General features: G+C 67.8%; 22 protein-coding genes. 14 read left to right on the top strand and 8 right to left on the bottom strand.

The annotated features are described in order from the left end of the window. Positions 1-22 precede the first annotated feature (22 nt). On the bottom strand, positions 23-1,000 hold the full coding sequence (locus H7K45_RS03405; protein WP_263994361.1) for an aldo/keto reductase: 978 nt from the start codon (positions 998-1,000) through the stop codon (positions 23-25). A gap of 91 nt (positions 1,001-1,091) precedes the next feature. Between H7K45_RS03405 and H7K45_RS03410 the strand changes: the two genes are divergently transcribed. Together H7K45_RS03410 and H7K45_RS03415 are read left to right on the top strand one after the other, a co-directional pair. After that, positions 1,092-1,904 carry an ArsR/SmtB family transcription factor gene (locus tag H7K45_RS03410; RefSeq protein ID WP_372512497.1) on the top strand — a complete coding sequence of 271 codons (813 nt, stop codon included), beginning with the start codon at positions 1,092-1,094 and terminating at the stop codon, positions 1,902-1,904. 96 nt (positions 1,905-2,000) lie between these two features. Then, on the top strand, positions 2,001-3,026 hold the full coding sequence (locus H7K45_RS03415) for an alcohol dehydrogenase catalytic domain-containing protein (RefSeq protein WP_263994363.1): 1,026 nt from the start codon (positions 2,001-2,003) through the stop codon (positions 3,024-3,026). A gap of 3 nt (positions 3,027-3,029) precedes the next feature. Here the strand turns inward: H7K45_RS03415 and H7K45_RS03420 are convergent, their stop codons facing one another. Both H7K45_RS03420 and H7K45_RS03425 read right to left on the bottom strand, forming a co-directional pair. Further along, positions 3,030-3,482, bottom strand: a complete 453-nt coding sequence (locus H7K45_RS03420; RefSeq protein ID WP_263994364.1) for a hypothetical protein — start codon at positions 3,480-3,482, stop codon at positions 3,030-3,032. 15 nt (positions 3,483-3,497) lie between these two features. Continuing rightward, complete coding sequence (locus tag H7K45_RS03425; RefSeq protein WP_263994365.1) at positions 3,498-4,079, bottom strand: TetR/AcrR family transcriptional regulator; 582 nt, start codon at positions 4,077-4,079, stop codon at positions 3,498-3,500. A gap of 84 nt (positions 4,080-4,163) precedes the next feature. Here H7K45_RS03425 and H7K45_RS03430 point away from each other — a divergent pair, with 84 nt between their 5' ends. Further along, the gene (locus H7K45_RS03430; RefSeq protein WP_263994366.1) at positions 4,164-5,303 is read left to right on the top strand and encodes a 3-ketosteroid-9-alpha-monooxygenase, oxygenase component; all 1,140 of its coding nucleotides are present in this window, start codon (positions 4,164-4,166) and stop codon (positions 5,301-5,303) included. A gap of 12 nt (positions 5,304-5,315) precedes the next feature. Here H7K45_RS03430 and H7K45_RS03435 read toward each other — a convergent pair whose 3' ends face one another. After that, positions 5,316-6,650: an aminotransferase-like domain-containing protein gene (locus H7K45_RS03435; RefSeq protein ID WP_263994367.1), complete on the bottom strand. Its 1,335-nt coding sequence runs from the start codon at positions 6,648-6,650 to the stop codon at positions 5,316-5,318. A gap of 63 nt (positions 6,651-6,713) precedes the next feature. Here H7K45_RS03435 and H7K45_RS03440 point away from each other — a divergent pair, with 63 nt between their 5' ends. Then, positions 6,714-7,331 carry a DJ-1/PfpI family protein gene (locus H7K45_RS03440; RefSeq protein WP_263994368.1) on the top strand — a complete coding sequence of 206 codons (618 nt, stop codon included), beginning with the start codon at positions 6,714-6,716 and terminating at the stop codon, positions 7,329-7,331. A 13-nt stretch (positions 7,332-7,344) separates the two neighbouring features. Further along, positions 7,345-8,121: a CDP-diacylglycerol diphosphatase gene (locus H7K45_RS03445; protein WP_263994369.1), complete on the top strand. Its 777-nt coding sequence runs from the start codon at positions 7,345-7,347 to the stop codon at positions 8,119-8,121. A gap of 3 nt (positions 8,122-8,124) precedes the next feature. On the opposite strand, the gene H7K45_RS03450 is transcribed toward H7K45_RS03445, so the two are convergent. Both H7K45_RS03450 and H7K45_RS03455 read right to left on the bottom strand, forming a co-directional pair. Further along, positions 8,125-9,018, bottom strand: a complete 894-nt coding sequence (locus tag H7K45_RS03450; protein ID WP_263994370.1) for a LysR family transcriptional regulator — start codon at positions 9,016-9,018, stop codon at positions 8,125-8,127. Between the two features lie 59 nt (positions 9,019-9,077). Further along, positions 9,078-10,004, bottom strand: coding sequence for an alpha/beta hydrolase (locus tag H7K45_RS03455; RefSeq protein WP_263994371.1), 927 nt, complete (start codon positions 10,002-10,004; stop codon positions 9,078-9,080). 131 nt (positions 10,005-10,135) lie between these two features. On the opposite strand from H7K45_RS03455, the gene H7K45_RS03460 reads away from it, so the two are divergent. Further along, complete coding sequence (locus H7K45_RS03460; protein ID WP_263994372.1) at positions 10,136-10,774, top strand: sigma-70 family RNA polymerase sigma factor; 639 nt, start codon at positions 10,136-10,138, stop codon at positions 10,772-10,774. Here the strand turns inward: H7K45_RS03460 and H7K45_RS03465 are convergent. After that, positions 10,719-12,215 carry a potassium/proton antiporter gene (locus H7K45_RS03465; protein ID WP_263994373.1) on the bottom strand — a complete coding sequence of 499 codons (1,497 nt, stop codon included), beginning with the start codon at positions 12,213-12,215 and terminating at the stop codon, positions 10,719-10,721. The two genes, H7K45_RS03460 and H7K45_RS03465, sit on opposite strands and share 56 nt — an antisense overlap. Positions 12,216-12,319: 104 nt before the next feature. Here H7K45_RS03465 and H7K45_RS03470 point away from each other — a divergent pair, with 104 nt between their 5' ends. Together H7K45_RS03470 and H7K45_RS03475 are read left to right on the top strand one after the other, a co-directional pair. Further along, positions 12,320-13,030 carry a potassium channel family protein gene (locus H7K45_RS03470; RefSeq protein WP_263994374.1) on the top strand — a complete coding sequence of 237 codons (711 nt, stop codon included), beginning with the start codon at positions 12,320-12,322 and terminating at the stop codon, positions 13,028-13,030. 68 nt (positions 13,031-13,098) lie between these two features. Beyond that, positions 13,099-13,233 (top strand): hypothetical protein, encoded by a 135-nt coding sequence (locus H7K45_RS03475; RefSeq protein WP_263994375.1) that lies wholly within the window; start codon positions 13,099-13,101, stop codon positions 13,231-13,233. A 10-nt stretch (positions 13,234-13,243) separates the two neighbouring features. On the opposite strand, the gene H7K45_RS03480 is transcribed toward H7K45_RS03475, so the two are convergent. Continuing rightward, the gene (locus H7K45_RS03480; RefSeq protein WP_263994376.1) at positions 13,244-13,828 is read right to left on the bottom strand and encodes a TetR/AcrR family transcriptional regulator; all 585 of its coding nucleotides are present in this window, start codon (positions 13,826-13,828) and stop codon (positions 13,244-13,246) included. A gap of 206 nt (positions 13,829-14,034) precedes the next feature. Here H7K45_RS03480 and H7K45_RS03485 point away from each other — a divergent pair, with 206 nt between their 5' ends. From H7K45_RS03485 to H7K45_RS03510, 6 genes are read left to right on the top strand one after another with little or no spacing between them, the layout of a single operon-like run. Then, entirely contained in the window at positions 14,035-14,712 is a 678-nt protein-coding gene (locus tag H7K45_RS03485; protein ID WP_263994377.1) for an HAD family hydrolase, read from the top strand. Between the two features lie 44 nt (positions 14,713-14,756). After that, positions 14,757-15,980, top strand: coding sequence for a sedoheptulose 7-phosphate cyclase (locus tag H7K45_RS03490; protein ID WP_263994378.1), 1,224 nt, complete (start codon positions 14,757-14,759; stop codon positions 15,978-15,980). Continuing rightward, positions 15,977-16,819: an O-methyltransferase gene (locus tag H7K45_RS03495; protein WP_263994379.1), complete on the top strand. Its 843-nt coding sequence runs from the start codon at positions 15,977-15,979 to the stop codon at positions 16,817-16,819. The genes H7K45_RS03490 and H7K45_RS03495 overlap by 4 nt, the downstream gene beginning before the upstream one ends. Next, entirely contained in the window at positions 16,816-18,168 is a 1,353-nt protein-coding gene (locus H7K45_RS03500; protein WP_263994380.1) for an ATP-grasp domain-containing protein, read from the top strand. The genes H7K45_RS03495 and H7K45_RS03500 overlap by 4 nt, the downstream gene beginning before the upstream one ends. Further along, positions 18,169-19,215 (top strand): D-alanine--D-alanine ligase family protein, encoded by a 1,047-nt coding sequence (locus H7K45_RS03505; RefSeq protein ID WP_263994381.1) that lies wholly within the window; start codon positions 18,169-18,171, stop codon positions 19,213-19,215. After that, on the top strand, positions 19,194-19,967 hold the full coding sequence (locus H7K45_RS03510; RefSeq protein ID WP_263994382.1) for a TauD/TfdA dioxygenase family protein: 774 nt from the start codon (positions 19,194-19,196) through the stop codon (positions 19,965-19,967). The genes H7K45_RS03505 and H7K45_RS03510 overlap by 22 nt, the downstream gene beginning before the upstream one ends. The last annotated feature ends 50 nt before the right edge of the window (positions 19,968-20,017 follow it).

Consider the following 20,017-nt stretch of genomic DNA (forward strand, 5'->3'; position numbering starts at 1 on the left):
GTCCAGCGTACGGAGCGCGGACTCAACGGTCGATCCACTTCATCTGCTGCTCGTTGTGGTGCTCGCCCGCCGCGGGCGATACCTCGGTCAGCTTCCGGAGCTGCTCATCGGTCAGCTCGATGCCGTCGGCAGCGACGTTCTCCTCGAGCCGCGACACGCGCTTGGTGCCGGGGATCGGCGCGATGTGGTCGCCCTGGGCAAGTAGCCAGGCCAAGGCGACCTGCGCCGGGGTGGCGCCCACGTCGGCGGCGATTGCCGTGACCTCGGCGACCGCGCGCAGATTCCGATCGAAGTTCTCGCCGGTGAAGCGGGGGTTGGTCTTGCGGCTGTCGGAGTCGTCGAAGTCGGCCGTCGACGTGATCTGCCCGGTGAGGAAGCCGCGTCCCAGGGGGGAGTAGGCGACGAACCCGATGCCGAGTTCGCGCAGCAGCGGAAGCACGTCGGGCTCTGGGTCGCGGGTCCACAGCGAGTACTCCGACTGCAGCGCGGTGATCGGGTGCACGGCGTGTGCGCGGCGGATGTTGTCGACGCCAGCCTCGGACAGGCCAATGTGCCGAATCTTGCCCTCGGACACCAGATCTGCCAATGCACCCACGGTGTCCTCGATCGGCGTCGCCGGGTCGACGCGGTGTTGGTAATAGAGGTCGATCCGGTCGGTGTCGAGACGCCGCAGCGACCCCTCCACGGCGGTGCGGATGTTCGCCGGGCTGCTGTCCAGGTGGCCGGGACCCCCACCCAGGTGGGAGACCATGCCGAACTTCGTGGCGAGCACGACGTCGTCTCGCCGTCCCTTGATGGCACGGCCCACGAGTTCCTCGTTGACGTACGGTCCGTAGATCTCGGCGGTGTCGACGAGGGTGACGCCGAGGTCGAGGGCGCGCGAAATGGTGCGAATGGATTCTGCGTCATCGGTGCCGGCCCCGGTGTAGGCGGCCGACATGCCCATGGCGCCAAGGCCGATGCGGGCGACGTCCAAATTTCCGAGCTTGATGTGCTTCACCAGATCGACGTTACGACTGGACGACGGCGAGCGCGAGGATCCCGTCCGCACGTGCCCGTTGACATATGCAGGTAAATGCCTGCATAATTCGGTGGTGACTGAGGAGACCCACGAGATCGACTCAGTTTTCAAGGCGCTCGCGGACCCCACCCGGCGGATGCTGCTCGACCGACTGCGCGACCACAATGGCCAGACCCTGAGTGAACTGTGCGATCCCCTGGACATGAAACGCCAGTCGGCTACCCAGCATCTCGACGTCTTGGTGAAGGCCAACCTCGTGGCCGTCGTACGCCGGGGTCGTGAACGCCTGCACTACCTCAATCCCGTGCCCATCCACGAGGTCGAGGAGCGCTGGATCTCGGGCTTCGAGAAACCGCGCTTGCAGATGCTGAGCGACATCAAGAACCGAGCAGAGGAGTACGCCATGACCGAAACCGTCACCGCCATAACGAATTACGTCTACGTCACATACATTCGCGCGACCGCAGAACAGGTATGGAACGCGCTGACCGACGCCGATCTCACGGCCAAGTACTGGGGACACGCCAACATCTCGGACTGGGAGCCCGGCTCGCCATGGGAACACCGACGGACCGACGGATCAGAACGTGCCGACGTCGTCGGCAAGGTGCTCGAAGCCGAGCCCCCGTCGCGCCTGGTCATCACCTTCGAAGACGCGCCCGACGAGGACAAGCCCGGCGGACCGTCGGTCGTCACGTTCCTGATCCAGCCGCATCACGACATCGTCCGACTGACGGTCAGCCACGAGAACCTGGCGAACACGGCTATGTATGAGGGTATTTCGAACGGATGGCCAGCCGTCCTCGCCAACCTCAAGTCGCTGCTCGAGACCGGTGAGGTACTTCCGCAGGCGCCCTGGGACGTGGCCAACGTCAACCCATGATTGCGGTAGTGAGCGCGTCATGCCGCACTGAACGGACCGTGTCGAAGTCTGCCGTTACCCGCCTCGTGACGTCTGCTCGGCGGTAGCGTCGTCCCGGTGCGCAACGTCGTCATCACCGGTCCCGGCTCCGTCGAGGTGCGCGACGCCCCCGACCCCGTCCTGCCGGGTGCAGACGGAGCGGTGGTCGGTGTCGAGTCGGCGGCGATCTGCGGATCCGATCTGCACTTCTACGACGGCGATCTACCGGTCGGCGACGGAGTGGCCGTCGGTCACGAATTCATCGGCACCGTACTGGAAGTGGGGCCGGAGGTGTCGAACGTGCGCGTCGGCGACCGGGTGCTCGCGTCGTCCGTCACCGGGTGCGGCACGTGCGCCGGGTGCGCCACGGGCAACCCGGTGACGTGCGCGCGGGGCATGCAGATCTTCGGTTCCGGCGTGCTCGGTGGCGGACAGGCCACCGCAGTCGCGGTGCCGGCTGCCGACTTCCAACTCCTCGGGATTCCCGACGGAGTCGACGACGAGGCCGCACTGCTGCTGACCGACAACCTGTCGACGGGGTGGATCGGGGCGAAGAAGGCCGACATCCCGCCGGGCGGCACGGTCCTCGTCATCGGCCTCGGCGCCGTCGGACTCTGCGCGGTGCGCGCCGCCGTCGCCCAGGGGGCGGGCACCGTCCTGGCCGCCGATCCCGTGGCGGGCCGTCGCGCGCTGGCGGTGGATTCCGGAGCCACCGCCCTGGAGGGTCCCACCGTCGCCGCGGTGCTCGAGCACACGGACGGCCGCGGTGTGGACAGTGTCGTCGACACCGTCGCGCTGAACGCCACCCTGGACGACGCCCTGGCGTCGGTGCGCGCCGACGGCACCGTGTCGGTCCTCGGGGTGCACGACCTGCAGCCCTACCCGCTGCCCATCCTGATGGCGCTCATTCGCAACCTCACCCTGCGCATGACCACCGCTCCCATTCAGCAGACGTGGGTCGACCTTCTTCCGCTGGTGACCAGTGGCTCGCTGCGCACCGACGGCATCTTCACCCATCGCTTCCCGCTGGCCGACGCGCCCGATGCCTATGCCGCGGTGGCCGCCCGGAGTCCAGAGTGCGTCAAGGTGATCCTCAGACCCTGAGCGTCAGCCGGCGTAGACGACCTCGTCGAACGGCCACGCGGTCGACAACCATTTACGCACTTCGTTCCTCAGGATCGTGTCCAGCTCCGCCACGTCGGCGCGGACCCAGGACCGTACGGCGACGCTGCCCGGGCGCGGGCCGGGGTCGAGATACAGACAACCGATCACGTCGTCGTCCTGCGGCCGCAATACCGTGTAGGCGAACGCCACCCGGCGGTCGAATTCGTCGGCGTGGCGGACCAGGTCGACGAGGTTGTCCTCGGCCGAGAGGCCGTCGTCGGGCGGCCACCCCCACCCGTCGAACCCGGGGGTGCCCTTGATGTGGTCGATGCTGGCCGTCCACGCGTTTAGGTCGGCGGTGTTGTGCTGCGGCCCAAGGGGTTCGAGTCGAAACCGAGCCGAACGCAGCTCGCGGGGCACGTCGAAGTCCTCGGGTACCAACGGCTCCTGGGTCATCGACGCACTCTAGCCCTACACCAGTCGGGGAGCAGCGGCCGTCAGCATGGCCACCAGCATGTGCACGATCTCCTCGGGATCGTGCGAGTCGAGGCCATCCTGCGTCGCACGCTCGTACTCGGCGGCGAGAGCGAACATCGCGGTGGCGACGGCGGCGACCCGGCGATGGCGAGTCCTGCGATCGTCGCCGGGCACCGCATGCGAGAGCGCCTCGAGCACCCGCGGCCAGGCGGTCTCCGCGGAGTTCATTGGTTCCCTGCGCAATCGGGGACCGACGACCTGTAGGAAGCGCGCGTAGTGCGTGCTCTCCGACCGCAGTAGCGGCAGAACCAGCACGCGCATCAGGGCATGCGGCCCGGCCTCGGCGTCGAGCTCGCCGAGCATTCGTTCGCGTTCGAGCTCCATGGGCAGCAGACGACGTGTCACCACCGCGTCGACGAGGTCCTGGCGGCTGCGAAAGTGGTAGTTCACCGCCGAGTTGTTGCGCTGGCCGGCCGCCTTGGCGATGTCGCGCAGCGGCACCTCGAAACCGTGCTCGGCGACGAGCCGCTCGGCGGCGTCGAGCAGTGCGTCCTTCGACCGGGCGCCACGATCCATGACGGGCATCGTAGGCGTTCGCCGACGTCGATTAAGCGTTCGTGCTTAAATCGGAACCAGGACCGGTCCTCGGAGGGATGCACCATGACCGCAGCTGAACGGATTCGCGAGATCGACGCGGGCACCCCGGTGACGCGGTACGCCAGGGGATGGCATTGCCTCGGCCTGGCCGAGACGTTTCGCGACGGCAAGCCGCACGGCGTCGACGCCTTCGGCACGCGCCTGGTGCTCTTCGCCGACACCGACGGCGCGATCAGGGTTCTGGACGGCTACTGCCGCCACATGGGAGGTGATCTGTCGACGGGCACGGTCAAGGGCGACACCGTGGCGTGCCCGTTCCACGACTGGCGCTGGCAGGGCTCGACCGGCCGCTGCGTGGAAGTGCCCTACGCCCGCCGCACCCCACGCTTGGCGCGCACGCGCACGTGGCCGTGCCAGGAGGTCAACGGGCAGCTCCTGGTGTGGCACGACCCGGAGGGCTCCGCACCGCCGGCCGAGCTGACCCCGCCGACCATCGACGGCTACGACGACGGCACGTGGTCGCCGTGGACGTGGAACACGATCTTCATCGAGGGCTCGCACTGTCGGGAAATCGTCGACAACAACGTCGACATGGCCCACTTCTTCTACATTCACCGCGCGTATCCGACGTACTTCAAGAACGTGATCGAGGGGCAGACCGCGAGCCAGTTCATGGAGTCCAAGGCGCGTCCGGACACCACCGAGAATTACGACAAACTCTGGGAAGGCACGAATCTGAGGTCGGAGGCGACCTACTTCGGACCCGCCTACATGATCAACTGGTTGCACAACGACGTCGCCCCCGGCTTCACCCTGGAGGTGGCGCTGATCAACTGCCACTATCCGGTCACGCAGAACTCGTTCGTCCTGCAGTACGGCGTCGCGGTGCAGAAGATCGACGGTCTGCCCGAGGACAAGGCCGCCCGGCTCGCCGCCACCTTGAGCAAGAACTTCGGTGAGGGATTCCTCGACGACGTCGAGGTGTGGAAGCACAAGACCCGCATCGACAATCCGTTGCTGACCGAGGAGGACGGCGCGGTCTACCAGCACCGGCGGTGGTATGAGCAGTTCTACGTCGACGTCGCCGACGTCACCGAGGACATGGTCGCGCGCTTCGAGCTCGAGGTCGACACCGAGCACGCCAACGACGTGTGGCAGCGGGAGGTAAAGGAGAACCTCGAGCGCCGAAACGCGCTCGCGTAGGCGCCGTCTCGCTCACAGACCGGTGTGGTCGTCCACGACCCGCCGGACGGTGTGCAACGCCGAACGCAGCACCTCGAGATCGGTGGAGCCCAGGGCCAATCGCAGCGCCTGAGGCACGTGGCCGACGGCGAAGGGCTCGGCGGTCGCCACCGACACCCGTCGGGTGGCCAACGCGCCGGCGACCTGGTCGGCGCGCACCTCGTCAGGCAGCGGCAGCCACAGGAAGTACGAGCCCGGGTGCCCGACGAACGGCAGACCGGCGAGCGCGTCCCTGGCGAGCGACTGACGAACCAGGGCGTCGGCGCGCTTGGCCTCCTCGAGCATGGCGACGGTGCCGTCGTCGAGCCAGCGACACGCGATCGCCGTCATCACGGCGGGGGTGTTCCACGTGGTGACGCGAATCGCTCGTTCCAGCGCTGGCACCAATTCCCTTGGCGCCGAGACGAAGCCGACGCGCAGACCCGTCGCGACGCTCTTGGAGAGGCTCGTAAGGTGCACGGTGAGCTCGGGCGCGCGGGACGCCAGCGGCGCCGGTGCGCCGTCGGCGAGATAGGCGTAGGCGGCGTCCTCCACGATGACCAGGCCGCGGCGGCGGGCGATCTCGACGAGGCGGTCGCGGTGCGCGTCCGTCGTCACCCAGCCGAGCGGGTTGTGCACGGTGGGCATTGCGTACACCGCGCGGATGCGCCGCGTGGCGCACAGACGGTCGAGGGCGTCGAGGTCGGTGCCGTCGGCGCCGACCGGCAGCGGCGCCAACTCCACGCGCAGACTCTCGGCGAGGACCGTGAACCCCGGATAGGTGACGGCGTCGACCGCGACGACGTCGCCGGGTCGGAGGAGTGCCATCGCGGTGACGGCGAGGCCGTGCTGAGCCCCGTTGACCAGCAGCACCCGGTCGCCGCCGACCCGTAGTCCGTGGCGGCCGAGATGGGTTGCCGCCGAATCCCTCTCACGTGGTCGGCCGCCGTGGGGCTGGTAGCGCAGCAGGGCACCAAGGTCCCCGCCTGCGGCCACGTCGCGCAACGCCCGGCGCAGCAGTTCGTCCTGGCCGGGCACGGACGGATAGTTGAAGTTGAGGTCGGCCACGTCAGCGCCAAGGGCGCCTTGCTCGACGCCGTGGCCGGGGGACAGGGTGGTGTCGCGGACGTAGGTGCCGCGGCCCCGCTCGCCGTTGACGAGGCCCATGGCCTCGAGTTCGGCGTAGACCCGGGACGCCGTGACCACGGCGAGTCCCTCGGTGGCGGCGAGGCGTCGATGCGTCGGCAGTCGCGTACCCGGGGGCAGCCGTCCCGAACGGATGTCGGACGCCATGGTCTCGACCACGGCACGATATCGGGACGGCGTCATGGCGGGATTGTACGCAGGACAATTCTTTGATTGTCATGATTCATCGACCCTACGATCGCGGCCATGCACATCGCCATCCTGACCTTCGACGGGTTCAACGAACTCGACTCCCTCATCGCCTTCGGCGTGCTCAACCGCGTGGCGTCCGCCGGATGGCGCGTGTCGATCGCCAGCCCCACCCCGCGGGTCCGGTCGATGAACGGCCTCACCGTCGACGCCACGGCGACACTCGAGGAAGCGCACACCGCCGACGCCGTCGTCGTCGGCAGCGGTGTCAAGACACGTGAGGTCGTGGCCGATCGCGCGCTGATGGCCCGGTTGCACCTGGACCCCACCCGCCAACTGCTGGCCGGTCAGTGTTCCGGAACCCTGGTACTGGCCAAGCTCGGCCTGCTCGACGGCATCCCCGCGTGCACGGATCTGACGACGAAGCCCTGGGTGCGGGAAGCAGGCGTCGACGTCCTGAACCAGCCCTTCTACGCCAGGGGTGCCGTCGCGACCGCCGGTGGCTGCCTCGCGTCGCCCTACCTCGCGGCCTGGCTCATCGCCCGCCTGGTCGGCGTCGACGAGGCGCGCAGCGCACTGCACTACGTGGCGCCGGTGGGGGAGAAGGACGACTACGTGGCGCGCGCCATGGGCAACGTCGGGCCCTACCTCGTCGAGCCCGCGGCGGTCATCTGACAGGATCGCTGCCGTGCGAACCGCAACGGTCTTGGTGGTCTCGTTCGTCGTCGCCTTGGCGACATCCGGGGTCGCCCGCGCCGCGGGCGACCCGAGTGCGCTGTGGAACATCGTGGACGGCCAGTGCGTACCGAATGAGCTCGTGCACGACGATCCCTCGCCGTGTGCCCAGGTCGACCTCGACGCGGGTTCCGCGGTGCTCAAGGATCTCGTCGGCGCGACGCAGTTCCTGCTGATTCCGACTCGACGATCCTCGGGCATCGACGATCCCGCGATCCTCGCCCCCACCGCGCCGAACTACTTCGCGGCGGCATGGCAGGCCAGGTCCTTCGTCGACGAGCGTGCCGGTGCCGAAATTCCGCGGCAATGGATGAGTCTGGCGATCAACTCCGCCTACGGGCGCACCCAGGACCAGCTGCACGTACACGTCGACTGCGTGGCCCCCGAGGTGCACGACGCGCTGACCGAATACGGCGGCGCCGTTGGCCCGGCATGGGCACCGTTCCCCGTGGCGCTGGCGGGGCATCGGTACGACGCCATGTCGGTCGCCGGCGCCGAGCTGGGGTCGACGAATCCGTTCCGGTCGCTGGCCGACGGGCTGGCCGGTGCGCGCGCGGACATGGCAGCTCGCACGCTGGTGGTCGTCGGATCGGTGGACGCAGGCGGCCGGCCGGGATTCGTCATCCTCACCGATCGCGCCGACCCGGCGACCGGTGACGTCGCAGCCGGAGAAGAGTTGCAGGATCACGACTTCTGTCCCCGGTTGGCGGCGAGCCTGCCCGGCAAGTGAGTCCTATCCGGGCGGTGTGGCGGCGTCGAGCAGCATGGTGGCCAGCATCGCCGCCGCTGGGCTCGTGAGCTGCTGGGGCGGGGTGGCCAGGTGGATCTGCCAGGTGACGGGCACGGCCAGTTCGACGGCGGTCAGGTCGGGAAATCGCACCGCCTCGCTGGCCGGCATGAATGCCGTGCCCAGATCGTTGCGGATGAGCGCGGCGGCAACGGTGAAGTCGGCGGGCACCTCGTACGGCGTCCTCGCCACGGCGCCCGCGGCGGAGAACGCGTGGTCGATCATCCGACGGATGCCGAACCCCACCGGAAAGCCGACCAGGTCCTCGCCGGCGAGATCGGCGATCGGGACCCGCTTCTGCGCGGCGAGGCGGTGGTCGGCGCGGCAGACGAAGACCATCGGCTCATCGGCGAGGACGTGCATGTCCACCCCGGGCTGGCGCCGGTCGGGGGCCGACACCAGCGCCAGATCGAGGGTGCCGTCGGCGATCGAGGACAGATACGCCGACGACCCGGATTGGCTCAGCCGCAAGGCAATTCGGACGAAGGGGTGAGCGGCGTGGAATTGACCAAGTACGTGGGCGACGTCGAGCTTGCCGAAGGTCACCAGGGAGCCGAAGTCCACTGTTCCGGTCAGCTGCCCACGAAGGTCGCTCAGCGAGTCCTTGGCCAGCCGCGCGGAACGGATCAGGTGGCGGGCGTGCTCGCGAAGCCGCTCACCGGCCGGGGTGAGGCGGATCTGCTGGCGTGACCGGTCGAAGAGCTGAACCGACAACTCGTCTTCGAGTTTCTTGATCGACGTCGACAATGCCGATTGGACGACGTGCACCCGGGCGGCGGCACGGGTGAAGCTCATCTCGTCGGCCACGGCGACGAAGTACTCGAGCTGCCGCAATTCCATCCGGACGAAGGTATCACCGGAGTAGCCGGGACCTGGGCCGCTGCGCTCTCGCCCGCTGCTCACGCGTCCCGGTCGGACTCGGCGATCTGCGTGCGGCGCCGGACGTGCTCGGCGATGAGGGCGTACATCCGATCGGTGACGTCGGCGGCGTCACTCATGATGTTGTAGCCGTGATCCACCCCCGTCACGTCGTGGTACTCCGCGAGCGCACCGACCGCGTCGAGATCGGCTGCGTAAGAAGCCCCCTCGTCGCGGAGCCGATCGTATTCGGCGGTGATCACCAGCGCAGGAGCGATGCCGGCGAGCCCCGTGCCGTTGGTGCCCCAGGCAGGGGAGGCCAAGGGGTCCCGCCGACGGGTGACATCGGGCACGTAGGCGGTGTCGAACACCTCGCTCATCCACGGCCGCAACACGGCTCGCGCGCCGATCGGGGTGCGCTTGGCGCCGGCCGGGGTGACGAGGTCCAGCGGTGCGTAGTGCAGCACCTGAAGCGCGACGTCGGGTCCACGCTCTCGCAGTGCCAGCCGTGATGCCGCCGCGGCGAGATTGCCGCCCGCGCTCTGACCGCCGACGCACAACCGCGTTCCGTCCCAGTCCCGTTCCCCGGCCGACGCCCACCGCAGGACGTCGTAGACCTGTTCGACCGGAGTTGGGAACCGCCGCGTGGGCGCAAGCGCGTAATCGGTGTTGACGACCACCACGTCGGCGTGTGCGGCCAGATAGCGGCACCACGGGTCGTCCTGCTCTCGGTGTCCGACGACGAATCCACCGCCGTGCACGTTGACGTACACCGCGGGCGGCGTCGGCGACGGCGACGGGCGGTAGACCGTGGCGGCGACCTCCCCGTGCCGCGTCGGGACCGAGACGACCTCCGTGCGCCCGGGAATGTCGGGGAGGCGAACCGCAGGTCTCGGGGCGGGGCGGACGCCGGCGGCGAACGCGCGGGCCAGCACGTCGGCAACCGGGCGGCGGGACAAGATCGACATCGGACTCCTTCACGTGGTTCGTCGGGTGCAACGCACGGCGGCGCTGCCGAATTCATCCCATCGCCGACGGCGATGACGGTCATCGAAGATGATCGTTGGACTAGATGGACCGGTCTTGGTCGGATGGTGCCATGCCGACCATCCCCGAATCCGACTCCGCGCGGGCCCGCCGCTTCGAACGTGACGCACTGGCGCTGCGCGAGGAGTTGACCCGGGGCGCCCGCCGGTACACCGCCAACGCGCACGACGCGGAGGATCTGGTGCAGGAGACCTACGCCAAGGCGTGGGCGGGATTCGACTCCTTCACCCCCGGAACCAATCTGCGAGCCTGGATGTTTCGCATCATGGTGAACTGTTGGATCAGCGGCCACCGCCGCGTTCAGCGGCGACCCGCGGAGACGCTGACCGACGTGATCACGGATGCGCAGCTCATGTCGGAGAGTCGGCGTCACCCCAGCGTCGCCTCCGCCGAAACCCATGCGCTGCAGTCGATTCCAGAAGGACAGCTGGTGGCGGCTCTGCAGGCTCTGCCCGAGGCGCTGCAGTCGGTCGTCGTCGACGCCTACGTGTACCAGCTCGCCTATCAGGATATCGCCGATCGGCACCGAATCCCGTTGGGCACGGTCATGTCCCGGCTGCACCGAGCGCGTCGTCGGCTGCAGGCGGCGTTGTGTCCCGAGGTGGACCCGCAGCCGGCGCGTCCCGCCGTCGGCCCTAGTCCGGCTCGCCGTACTCGTCGAACCAGTACGCGAGCTTGCCACGCCGACTGACCGCACGGAGCCTGCGCTCGGCCGCGGCTCGCGTCTTCGTGGTGGTGACGATGAGCAGTTCGTCGCCGGCTTCGATGCGGGTGTCCGGCAGCGGAACGAAGGTGTGGCCGTCCCTGATGATGAGGGTGATCACGCTGGGGTCGGGCAGCCGCAGTTCGAGGACGGTGACGTCGTGCAGTCGTGAGGTGGGCCGGACCGTGAGCGTCAGCAGCTCCGCCTCGAGCACGTCCAACGGCGCGGATTCGACGTAGATCTCCCGCGGCGAGTCGCGGGGGATCAGCCGAAGCGCGTGGGCGAGCGGGCGCAGGCTCGGCCCCTGCACCAGGGTGAAGATGAAGACCAAGACGAACACGACGTTGAGCAACCGGTCGCTGTCGGGCACGCCCGCCACGATGGGAAAGGTCGCCAGCACGATCGGGACCGCGCCGCGCAGCCCCGCCCAGGACAGGAAGAGCTGTTCGCGCAGCGGAACGTCGAACCCCGCCAGCGAACCAATCACCGACAGTGGCCGCGCGACCAGGAGTAGCACCAGGCCGACGACGATTGCCGGCACGACGTCTGCGGCGAGCTCGCTGGGGTCGACCAGCAGGCCGAGGAGGACGAACAGGCCGATCTGCGCCAACCAACCGAGGCCCTCGGCGAACGACCGGGTGGCCGAACGGTGCGGCAGCCCGGAATTCGCCAGCACCACCGCGGCGAGGTAGGCGGCGATGAAGCCCGACGCGTGGACCGCACCCGCCGCGGCGAATGCCACGATGCCGATCCCGAACGTGCCGATGGGATACAGCCCGGATGCGGGCAGGGCGACCCGCCGCAACACCAGCGCTCCGAGGAAGCCGAAGCCGAGTCCGATCGCCGAGCCTGCCAGCAGTTCGTAGACCAGATCGGCAACGGCGCTCTCCGGTTCGAACACGAAGGGCACCGCGCTGAACATCAACACGAAGATGACCGCGGGTGCGTCGTTGAAGCCGGACTCGGCCTCCAGCAGACCGGCCACCCGGCGCGGCAGCGGAAGTACACGCAGCACCGAGAACACCGCCGCGGCGTCGGTCGAGGACACGATGGCGCCGAGCAGAAGCGACAGCTGCCAGTCGATCCCGAGTAGGAGGTGCGCTCCCGCCGCGGTGACCACCATGCTGATCACCACGCCGAGGGTGGCCAATGCACCCGCGGGCGCGATGACCTTGCGAATGTCGGCGAAGCGCGTCGTCAGACCGCCCTCGACCAGGATGACGGCCAGGGCGGCGGTGCCGACGTTGCGGGCCACCTCGACGTCGTCGAACTGCACACCGAAGCCGTCCTCGCCGATCGCGACGCCGACCAACAGGAACAGCAGCAGGCTGGGGAAGCCGACCCGGGTGGCGACTCGGGTGCCGACGATGCTGGCGAGCAGCACGAAGCCTCCGATCAACAAGGCCAGGTACAGCTCGTGCAGGCTCAAGACGTTCCGTTCGGATGCGGGGCGGACGGTCAGTATTTCAGGACGACGGCCGGTCGGCGTGCGCGCCGACGACGCCGGGGCGCTCGATGGACCAAGATGGACGAGTGGCGGACCGAAAGACACGCATAGGCATCGCCGGCGCGGGCAACGTCGGTCGTTCGGTCGCGCAGGAACTCCTCGACAACGGTCACAAGGTGCTCCTCATCGAACGCGAACGCCGCAAGTTCGAGCCGCACGTCGTGCCCGATGCCGACTGGCTCTTCGCCGACGCCTGCGAGGTGACGACGTTGGAGGAGGCCGGCGCCGAAACGTGTGACGTCCTCATCGCGGCGACCGGGGACGACAAGGCCAACCTGGTCGTCGGGTTGTTGGCCAAGTCCGAGTTCGGGGTGCCACGCGTCGTCGCCCGCATCAACGAGATCCGCAACGAGTGGCTGTTCACCCAAGCCTGGGGCATCGACGTGGCCGTTTCGACGCCGGGGGCGATGGTGGCCGGCGTGGAGGGCGCCATCGACGTCGGGCACCTGGTGCGTCTGATGGGATTGCGCGAAGGCAAGGCCGACCTGGCGAAACTGACTCTGCCCGAAGACAATCCACTCGTCGGGCAGCGCGTCGGGGAGCTGAACCTGCCCACGAACACCGCCATGGTCACCCTGGTCCGCGCGGGAACGGTGATCGTGCCGACGCCCGAGGAGGTGCTCGAGGCGGGCGACGAGATGCTCTTCGTCTCCGACAGTTCGATCGAGAGCTCCATTCGCGAAGCCATCCATGGCGCCGAGCCACTGCGGGTCACCAAGGACCTGCGCGGTTTCTAGTTCGGGGTCGATTCCGACCTCGGCGAGGCCCGGGGTGCCTACGCTGAGGCGAAGTCTAGGAGGGCCCGTTGACCGTCGTCGTCGTCATCGTCATCGCACTGCTGCTGGGCGCGGGTCTGATTCTGAGCCAGCTCGTCCGCCTCAAGGAGTGGCTCGGCAAGGCGCCGCCGCCCGATCCGGACACCCCCGAGCCGCCGCCGTAGCCGAGAGCGGTCACCGCTTCGAGTGCGCGTGACCGTTCAGCACGACGTCGACTGCCGCCTCGATGACGGCGTCGTCGGGCATGTTTCCGTACATCATCGCCGGGCACGCGACGACCCCGGTGAGCATGGAGACCGCGGCGTCCAGCGCTGGGCCGTCGAAGATCTCACCGAGCATCTCGTACATCTGACGCTGACCGTCGGTGTTGACCCGATTCCGGATGCGAGCCATCTGCTCCTCGGAGGCCCACTCCGCCATCGCCGAGAGCACGCGGTCCAGTCGCATCTCCACGATCCCGGCACGGAACACCTGCAACTCGGCGATCAGGTCGTCGCGGAGGACACCGGTGCGATCGTGGTGCGGCATCTCCCCGATGCTCTCGATGGCCATGGCGATGAGGTCGACCCGTGCGGGCCAATGGGTGTAGAGCGTGGTCTTCGAATAGCCGGCGACCTCGGCCACGCGGGCGTGCGTCACCGCATCCGACCCCTCGGTGGTGAGTACCTCGAGCGCGGCGCGCGCGACGTCGGCACGCGTGCGCGACACCCGGGCGTCCTCACCCGTGTCGCTTGGCCTGCTGCCGTCGCCGGTTGCCATCGGAGTCCGTCACTTCCTTTGTCTCTCTGGCCGCCAAAATTGACGAACCTGAACAAGAAGTTAACTGATGCACTCCTAATCCAGTATTGGTCCGCTCTTCCACTATTGAACGTTTAGATCATTAGTGTACTGGGAATTTGCCATCTCGACGGCCGGAGCCACCTGACGGCACCGTGTCGACCTACTTCGACAGGTAAGGAATCCTCGTGTCCACGATCTTCTTTGGCTCCATCAGCACCCTCGCCGACACCTCCGAACTGCAGCGTCGCGCCTTCAACGACGCCTTCGAGGCGTTCAACCTCGACTGGGAGTGGTCGCGGGAGGACTACCGGTCGATGCTCGGGTCGAACGGCGGCGCGGACCGCATCGAGCAGTTTGCGGCCTCTCGCGGCGACGACGTCGACGCCAACGCCGTGCACGCCAAGAAGTCGGAGATCTTCCAGGAGCTGCTCTCCTCGTCGTCCATCTCACCCCGGCCCGGTGTGGTCGACGTGGTCGAGGAAGCCAAGCGTGGCGGCCACGGGCTCGGATTCGTCACCACGACTTCGCAGGGCAACATCGACGCGCTGCTGGCAGCCTTGAAGCCGCACATCAGCGCGGAGATGTTCGACTTGATCGTCAACCGCGACTCGGTCTCACAGCCGAAGCCGAACGCCGAGGTCTACGAGTACGCCCTCAAGACCCTCGGTGCAGACGCCGGCGACGCCATCGCCATCGAGGACAACGTCGGCGGGGTCAACGCGGCCACCTCGGCGGGCATCAACACCATCGCCTTCCCGAACGAGAACACCGCGGGTGGTGACTTCAGTGCGGCAGACGAGACCGTCGACTCGCTGGACGCCACCAAGATCCTCGGCCTGACCGCGCCCGAGTCGCGGTCCTGAGCCGAGCCACCGAATACGTCCACCCCCCGACACGGAGCAACGACATGAGCAACATGCAAGCCACAGTGACCGTGAGTGACAGGACATTTCACGTCAAGGGCTACGAGAAGATCGAGTACGACCTGGTCTACGTCGACGGCGTATTCGCCGTCGACAACCCGGAGTTGGCAGACAGCTATCGTCAGTACGGCCGCGCATTGATGGTCGTCGACGAGTCGGTCCACGAGATCTACGGTGACGCGATCCAGACGTACTTCGACCACTACGACATCGCGCTCACGGTCGTCCCGGTACAGATTCGCGAGACGGCCAAGTCGCTGGAGACCTTCGAGACGATCGTCGGCCGCTTCGACGAATTCGGCCTCGTCCGAACCGAACCCGTACTGGTCGTCGGTGGCGGATTGACCACCGACGTCGCTGGATTCGCGTGCGCAAGCTACCGACGGAACACCCCGTACATCCGCATTCCGACGACACTGATCGGTCTGATCGACGCCAGTGTGTCGATCAAGGTCGCGGTCAACTACGGCAAGCACAAGAACCGTCTCGGCGCCTACCACGCGTCGCAGAAGGTCCTGCTGGACTTCTCGTTCCTCAAGACCCTGCCCGAGGACCAGGTGCGCAACGGCATGGCCGAGCTCATCAAGATTGCCGTCGTCGGCAATGCCGAGATCTTCGGTCTGTTGGAGAAGTACGGCCCCGACCTGCTCGCCACCCGTTTCGGATATCTCGACGGCACCGCCGAATTGCGCGAGGCCGCCGACCGCCTGACGCATCAGGCGATCGCCACGATGCTCGAACTGGAGGCGCCCAACCTTCACGAGATCGACCTCGACCGGGTCATCGCGTTTGGCCACACCTGGAGTCCCACATTGGAACTCACGCCGCCGGTGCCGTTCTTCCACGGTCATGCCATCAACGTCGACATGGCGCTGTCGACCACGCTGGCCGAGCAGCGCGGCCACCTGTCGGTCGAGGATCGTGATCGGGTGCTCGGCGTGATGAGCGCCCTGGGGTTGTCCTTGGACAGCAAGTACCTCACGCCCGAGCTCCTCGAGCAGGCGACGGCGTCGATCCTGAAGACGCGTGACGGTCTGCTTCGGGCGGCCATCCCCACGCCGATCGGCAAGTGCAGCTTCCTCAACGACCTGACGGTCGCCGAACTCGCCGACACGTTGACGTTGCACAAGAAGATTTGTCTGGACTACCCGCGGGGCGGCGAGGGCGTCGACGTGTTCACCCTGGCCGACCCGCGCGACCAGTCGTGAACGACGCCGCCGTGCTCGGTGACGCGGTGTCGTCGGCGCGGCCCGTGACGCCGTCGACCATCCTGGCCCAGGAGCTCGGCGAGGTGTGCCGCCACCTCGCCGGGGCCAGCGGCGTCGACGCGTCCCTTCTCGAGCGCTTGCAGCGCGCCAGGGACCTGGCTGCCGGTCTTGATCCGTACCTCGACCAGTGCACCACCCCCGAGTCGGCTGCGTTGACCGAGTTGGCCCGCCGGACTCGCGAGACCGACTGGGCCGCACCGGAAGCCGGGAACGGCCGCCTGGAGCAGGAGATGCTCTCGGGCCACGTCGAGGGTCAGGTGCTGAAGTTCTTGGTGCACCTCGCCGATGCTCGACGTGTTCTGGAGATCGGCATGTTCACTGGATACTCGGCGCTGGCGATGGCCGAAGCGCTTCCCGACGACGGCGTCGTGGTCGCCTGTGAGATCGACCCGGACGTCGCGCGTTTCGCCGAGGAATGCTTCGCCCAGTCGCCCGCCGGGCGGAAGATCACCGTGGAGGTGGGTCCGGCGATCGAGTCGCTGCGCCGGCTGGCGGCATCGGCCGACGCGGCGCCATTCGACTTCGTCTTCGTCGACGCCGACAAGGCGGGTTACCTCGACTACGTCGAATTCCTGCTCGCCGGGGACCTGTTGGCGCCGCGGGCAGTCATCGCGGTCGACAACACCCTGATGCAGGGTCAGCCCTACGGTGACACCGAACTGACCGTCAACGGCGCCGCCATCGCCAGCTTCAACGCCGCGCTCACCTACGATCCGCGGGTCGAGCAGGTGTTGATACCGCTGCGGGACGGACTGACCCTCATCCGGCGGACGCCGTGACGGTGCTCCTCGACGCGGGCACGCCCAGGGATTCGGCGCCAAGTTTGAAGGCGGCCAACGCCGGCAAGACGGTGGCCACGCTTGGGGCACTCCTGTTGACCCTGCCCGTCGACGCCGCTCTGACCGCCCTCGCTCTCGCGGTCGGGCGGCAGAACCCGTTGGTGCGCAGCGCCGACGGCCCGACCAGGACGGTCCTGATCAGCGGCGGGAAGATGACCAAGGCACTCCAACTGGCCAGGTCGTTTCACTCGGCCGGGCACCGCGTGGTGCTCGTCGAGTCGGCCAAGTACCGCTTCACCGGGCACCGGTTCTCCCGCGCCGTGGACGCCTTTCACTGCGTGCCCGAGCCCACCGCTCCGGGCTATGCGGAGGCGCTGCGCGACATCGCCGTGCTCGAGCGAGTCGACGTGTTCGTCCCCGTCTCCAGTCCCGCGGGCAGTCTTCCCGACGCCCAGGCCGGCGACCTGATCCGCGACTTCTGCGACGTCGTCCACGTCGACGCGGCGACTGTCCGGATGCTCGACGACAAGACCGAATTCTCCCTCACGGCAGGATCATTGGGGCTACGGGTGCCCGACTTCCACCGCATCACCGATGCTCAACAGGTCGTCGACTTCGACTTTCCACCGGGGCGCACGTACATCCTCAAACGGATTGCGTACAACCCCGTGGGTCGGATGGATCTCACGCCGCTCTCGTCGCGCACCCCCGAACGCAACGCCGCGTTCGCGCGCTCGCTTCCGATCTCCGTCGACGACCCGTGGATCATGCAGGAGTTCGTCGACGGGCAGGAGTATTGCACCCACGGGACCGTTCGGAACGGCCGCCTACAGGTGTACGGGTGCTGTGAGTCCTCGGCGTTTCAGATCAACTACGCCCAGGCCGACCATGCCGAGATCCGTTCGTGGGTGGAGAGTTTCACCGCGGCCCTCGGTATGACGGGGCAGGCGTCGTTCGACTTCATCGTGGCCGCCGACGGGCACGCCTACGCCATTGAATGCAATCCGCGCACCCATTCGGCCATCACGATGTTCTACGACCATCCCGAGGTCGCCGCAGCGTACCTCGATGAAGGACACCCCGTAATCACACCGCGGCCAGGTGCACGACCCACCTACTGGATCTATCACGAGATCTGGCGGCTGTTCACCCAATCCCGCCGAGCCGCGCGGCTCGCGACCATTCTGCGCGGCAAGGATGCCATCTTCGCGTGGTGGGATCCGTTGCCGTACCTGCTGGTTCACCACCTTCAGATCCCGTCGCTACTGCTGGCCAATCTGCGGGCCCGCCGCGGGTGGAGCCGCATCGACTTCAACATCGGCAAGCTCGTCGAAGCCGGAGGCGACTGAATGAGCCGGGTGATCTTGCATCTCGTCGGCTCCCCGGTCGACGAGTTTCACGCCGACCTGTCGCGCCTGTACGCCGGGGCGTGCATCGACGCGCTGGCCGGCGACGACCGCTACGACACACGAGTGGCCTACGTGTCGCCCGACGGGTCCTGGCGCTTCACCACCGACCTCGCCCCGGAGTCCCTGGCCTCGGCCATACCGCTGACGCTTGCCGACGCCGTCGCGCACCTACAGGCGACGGCCGTCGACGCCGTCGTGCCCCAGATGTTCTGTCTCCCCGGCATGACGGCCTACCGGGCGTTGTTCGACGTTCTGAAGATCCCCTACCTCGGCAATCCGCCGGAGGTGATGGCGATCGCCGCGGACAAGGCCAAGGCCAGGGCGATCGTCGCCGCCGCCGGCGTCGCCGTACCCCATGGCGAGGTCATCACGGCCGGCGAGTCTTCGTCTCTTCCCTTGCCCGTCGTCGTGAAGCCGGTCGACGCCGACAACTCGTCAGGGGTGACGCTGGTCCGCGAGGCCTCGGAGTTGGAAGCCGCCGTCGACCTCGCGCAGGCGCACGGACGCGCTGCGTTGGTCGAGTCCTATGTGGAACTTGGCCGGGAAGTGCGGTGCGGCATCGTCGTTCGCCACGGCGAGCTGGTCTGCCTGCCGCTGGAGGAGTATGCGGTGAACGCGGCCAAGCCGGTGCGTCTCGGCGACGACAAGCTCGATCGCTCCACCGACGGAGACCTGTACCTCGTCGCCAAGGATCCGACACGGGCATGGATCGTCCCGCAGGACGATCCGATCACCGAACGGGTCTGGGCAGCCGCGCGCCGGTGCCACGTCGCGCTCGGATGTCGGCACTACAGCCTGTTCGACTTCCGCATCGACCCGGACGGGAACCCGTGGTTCCTCGAAGCCGGCCCGTACTGCTCCTACGCGCCGACGAGCGTGATCGCCGTCATGGCGGCCACGAAGGGGGTCGACGTCACGGAGTTGTTCGCAACCACAATGACCGAACTCGACGAGGAGGTCGCTTCGTGCCTGTCTTCACCCCGCTGACGCCGGTCGGCGTCGAGGTCACCGACGCGAGGATCGACGATCTCGACGACCACGAGATCGAGAGCCTCCGTGTCGCATTGGCCGCGCACGGCGTGGTCATCATGCCCGACCAAGAGGCCGACGACGAGGCGTTCCTGCGGTTCGTGCGCAGGTTTGGGGAGACCGTCTTCACGGTGGGCGAGACGCCGGTGCCGGGCCGACCGGAGCTCAACGTCGTCACCAACGTCGGCCGCACCCGCCCGCCCAGGTCGAGCTTCCACACCGACACCAGCTACATCAGCAACCCGCCGGCGTACACCGCACTGCGAGCGGTGTCGGTCCCCGAACGCGGCGGCCAGACGCTGTTCACCAACCAGTACGCGGCGTATTCGACGTTGCCGACGCGCATGCGCACCATGCTCGAGGGTCGCACCATCACGCACGTCGTCACGGGCGTGACACCGGACGGGCGACAGGAGTCCGCTGCGACGCATCCGATCTTCCTGCAGCACCCCGTGTCCGGCAGGACCGCGCTGTACATGTCGACGCCGGAACGCTGCAGCGAGGTGAGCGGGATGGCCCCGGGGCTTGCTGCGGAGACCGTGGCATATCTCTTCGAGCACTCCACGCGCGAGGAGAACGTCTACCGGCACTCATGGGCACCCGGTGACGTCGTCATGTGGGACAACCGGTGCGTGCTGCACAAGGCCGATCACGACGGCGTCGTCGGCGACCGGGTTCTGCACCGAGGCATGGTGGCCGCCCCCGCCTAAGTGGTGAACAGTTGATCGAAACTGTCTACTCGCACCGTCGGCGGAGGTAG

Source organism: Mycobacterium yunnanensis, assembly GCF_025823185.1.
Taxonomy (GTDB): domain Bacteria; phylum Actinomycetota; class Actinomycetes; order Mycobacteriales; family Mycobacteriaceae; genus Mycobacterium; species Mycobacterium yunnanensis.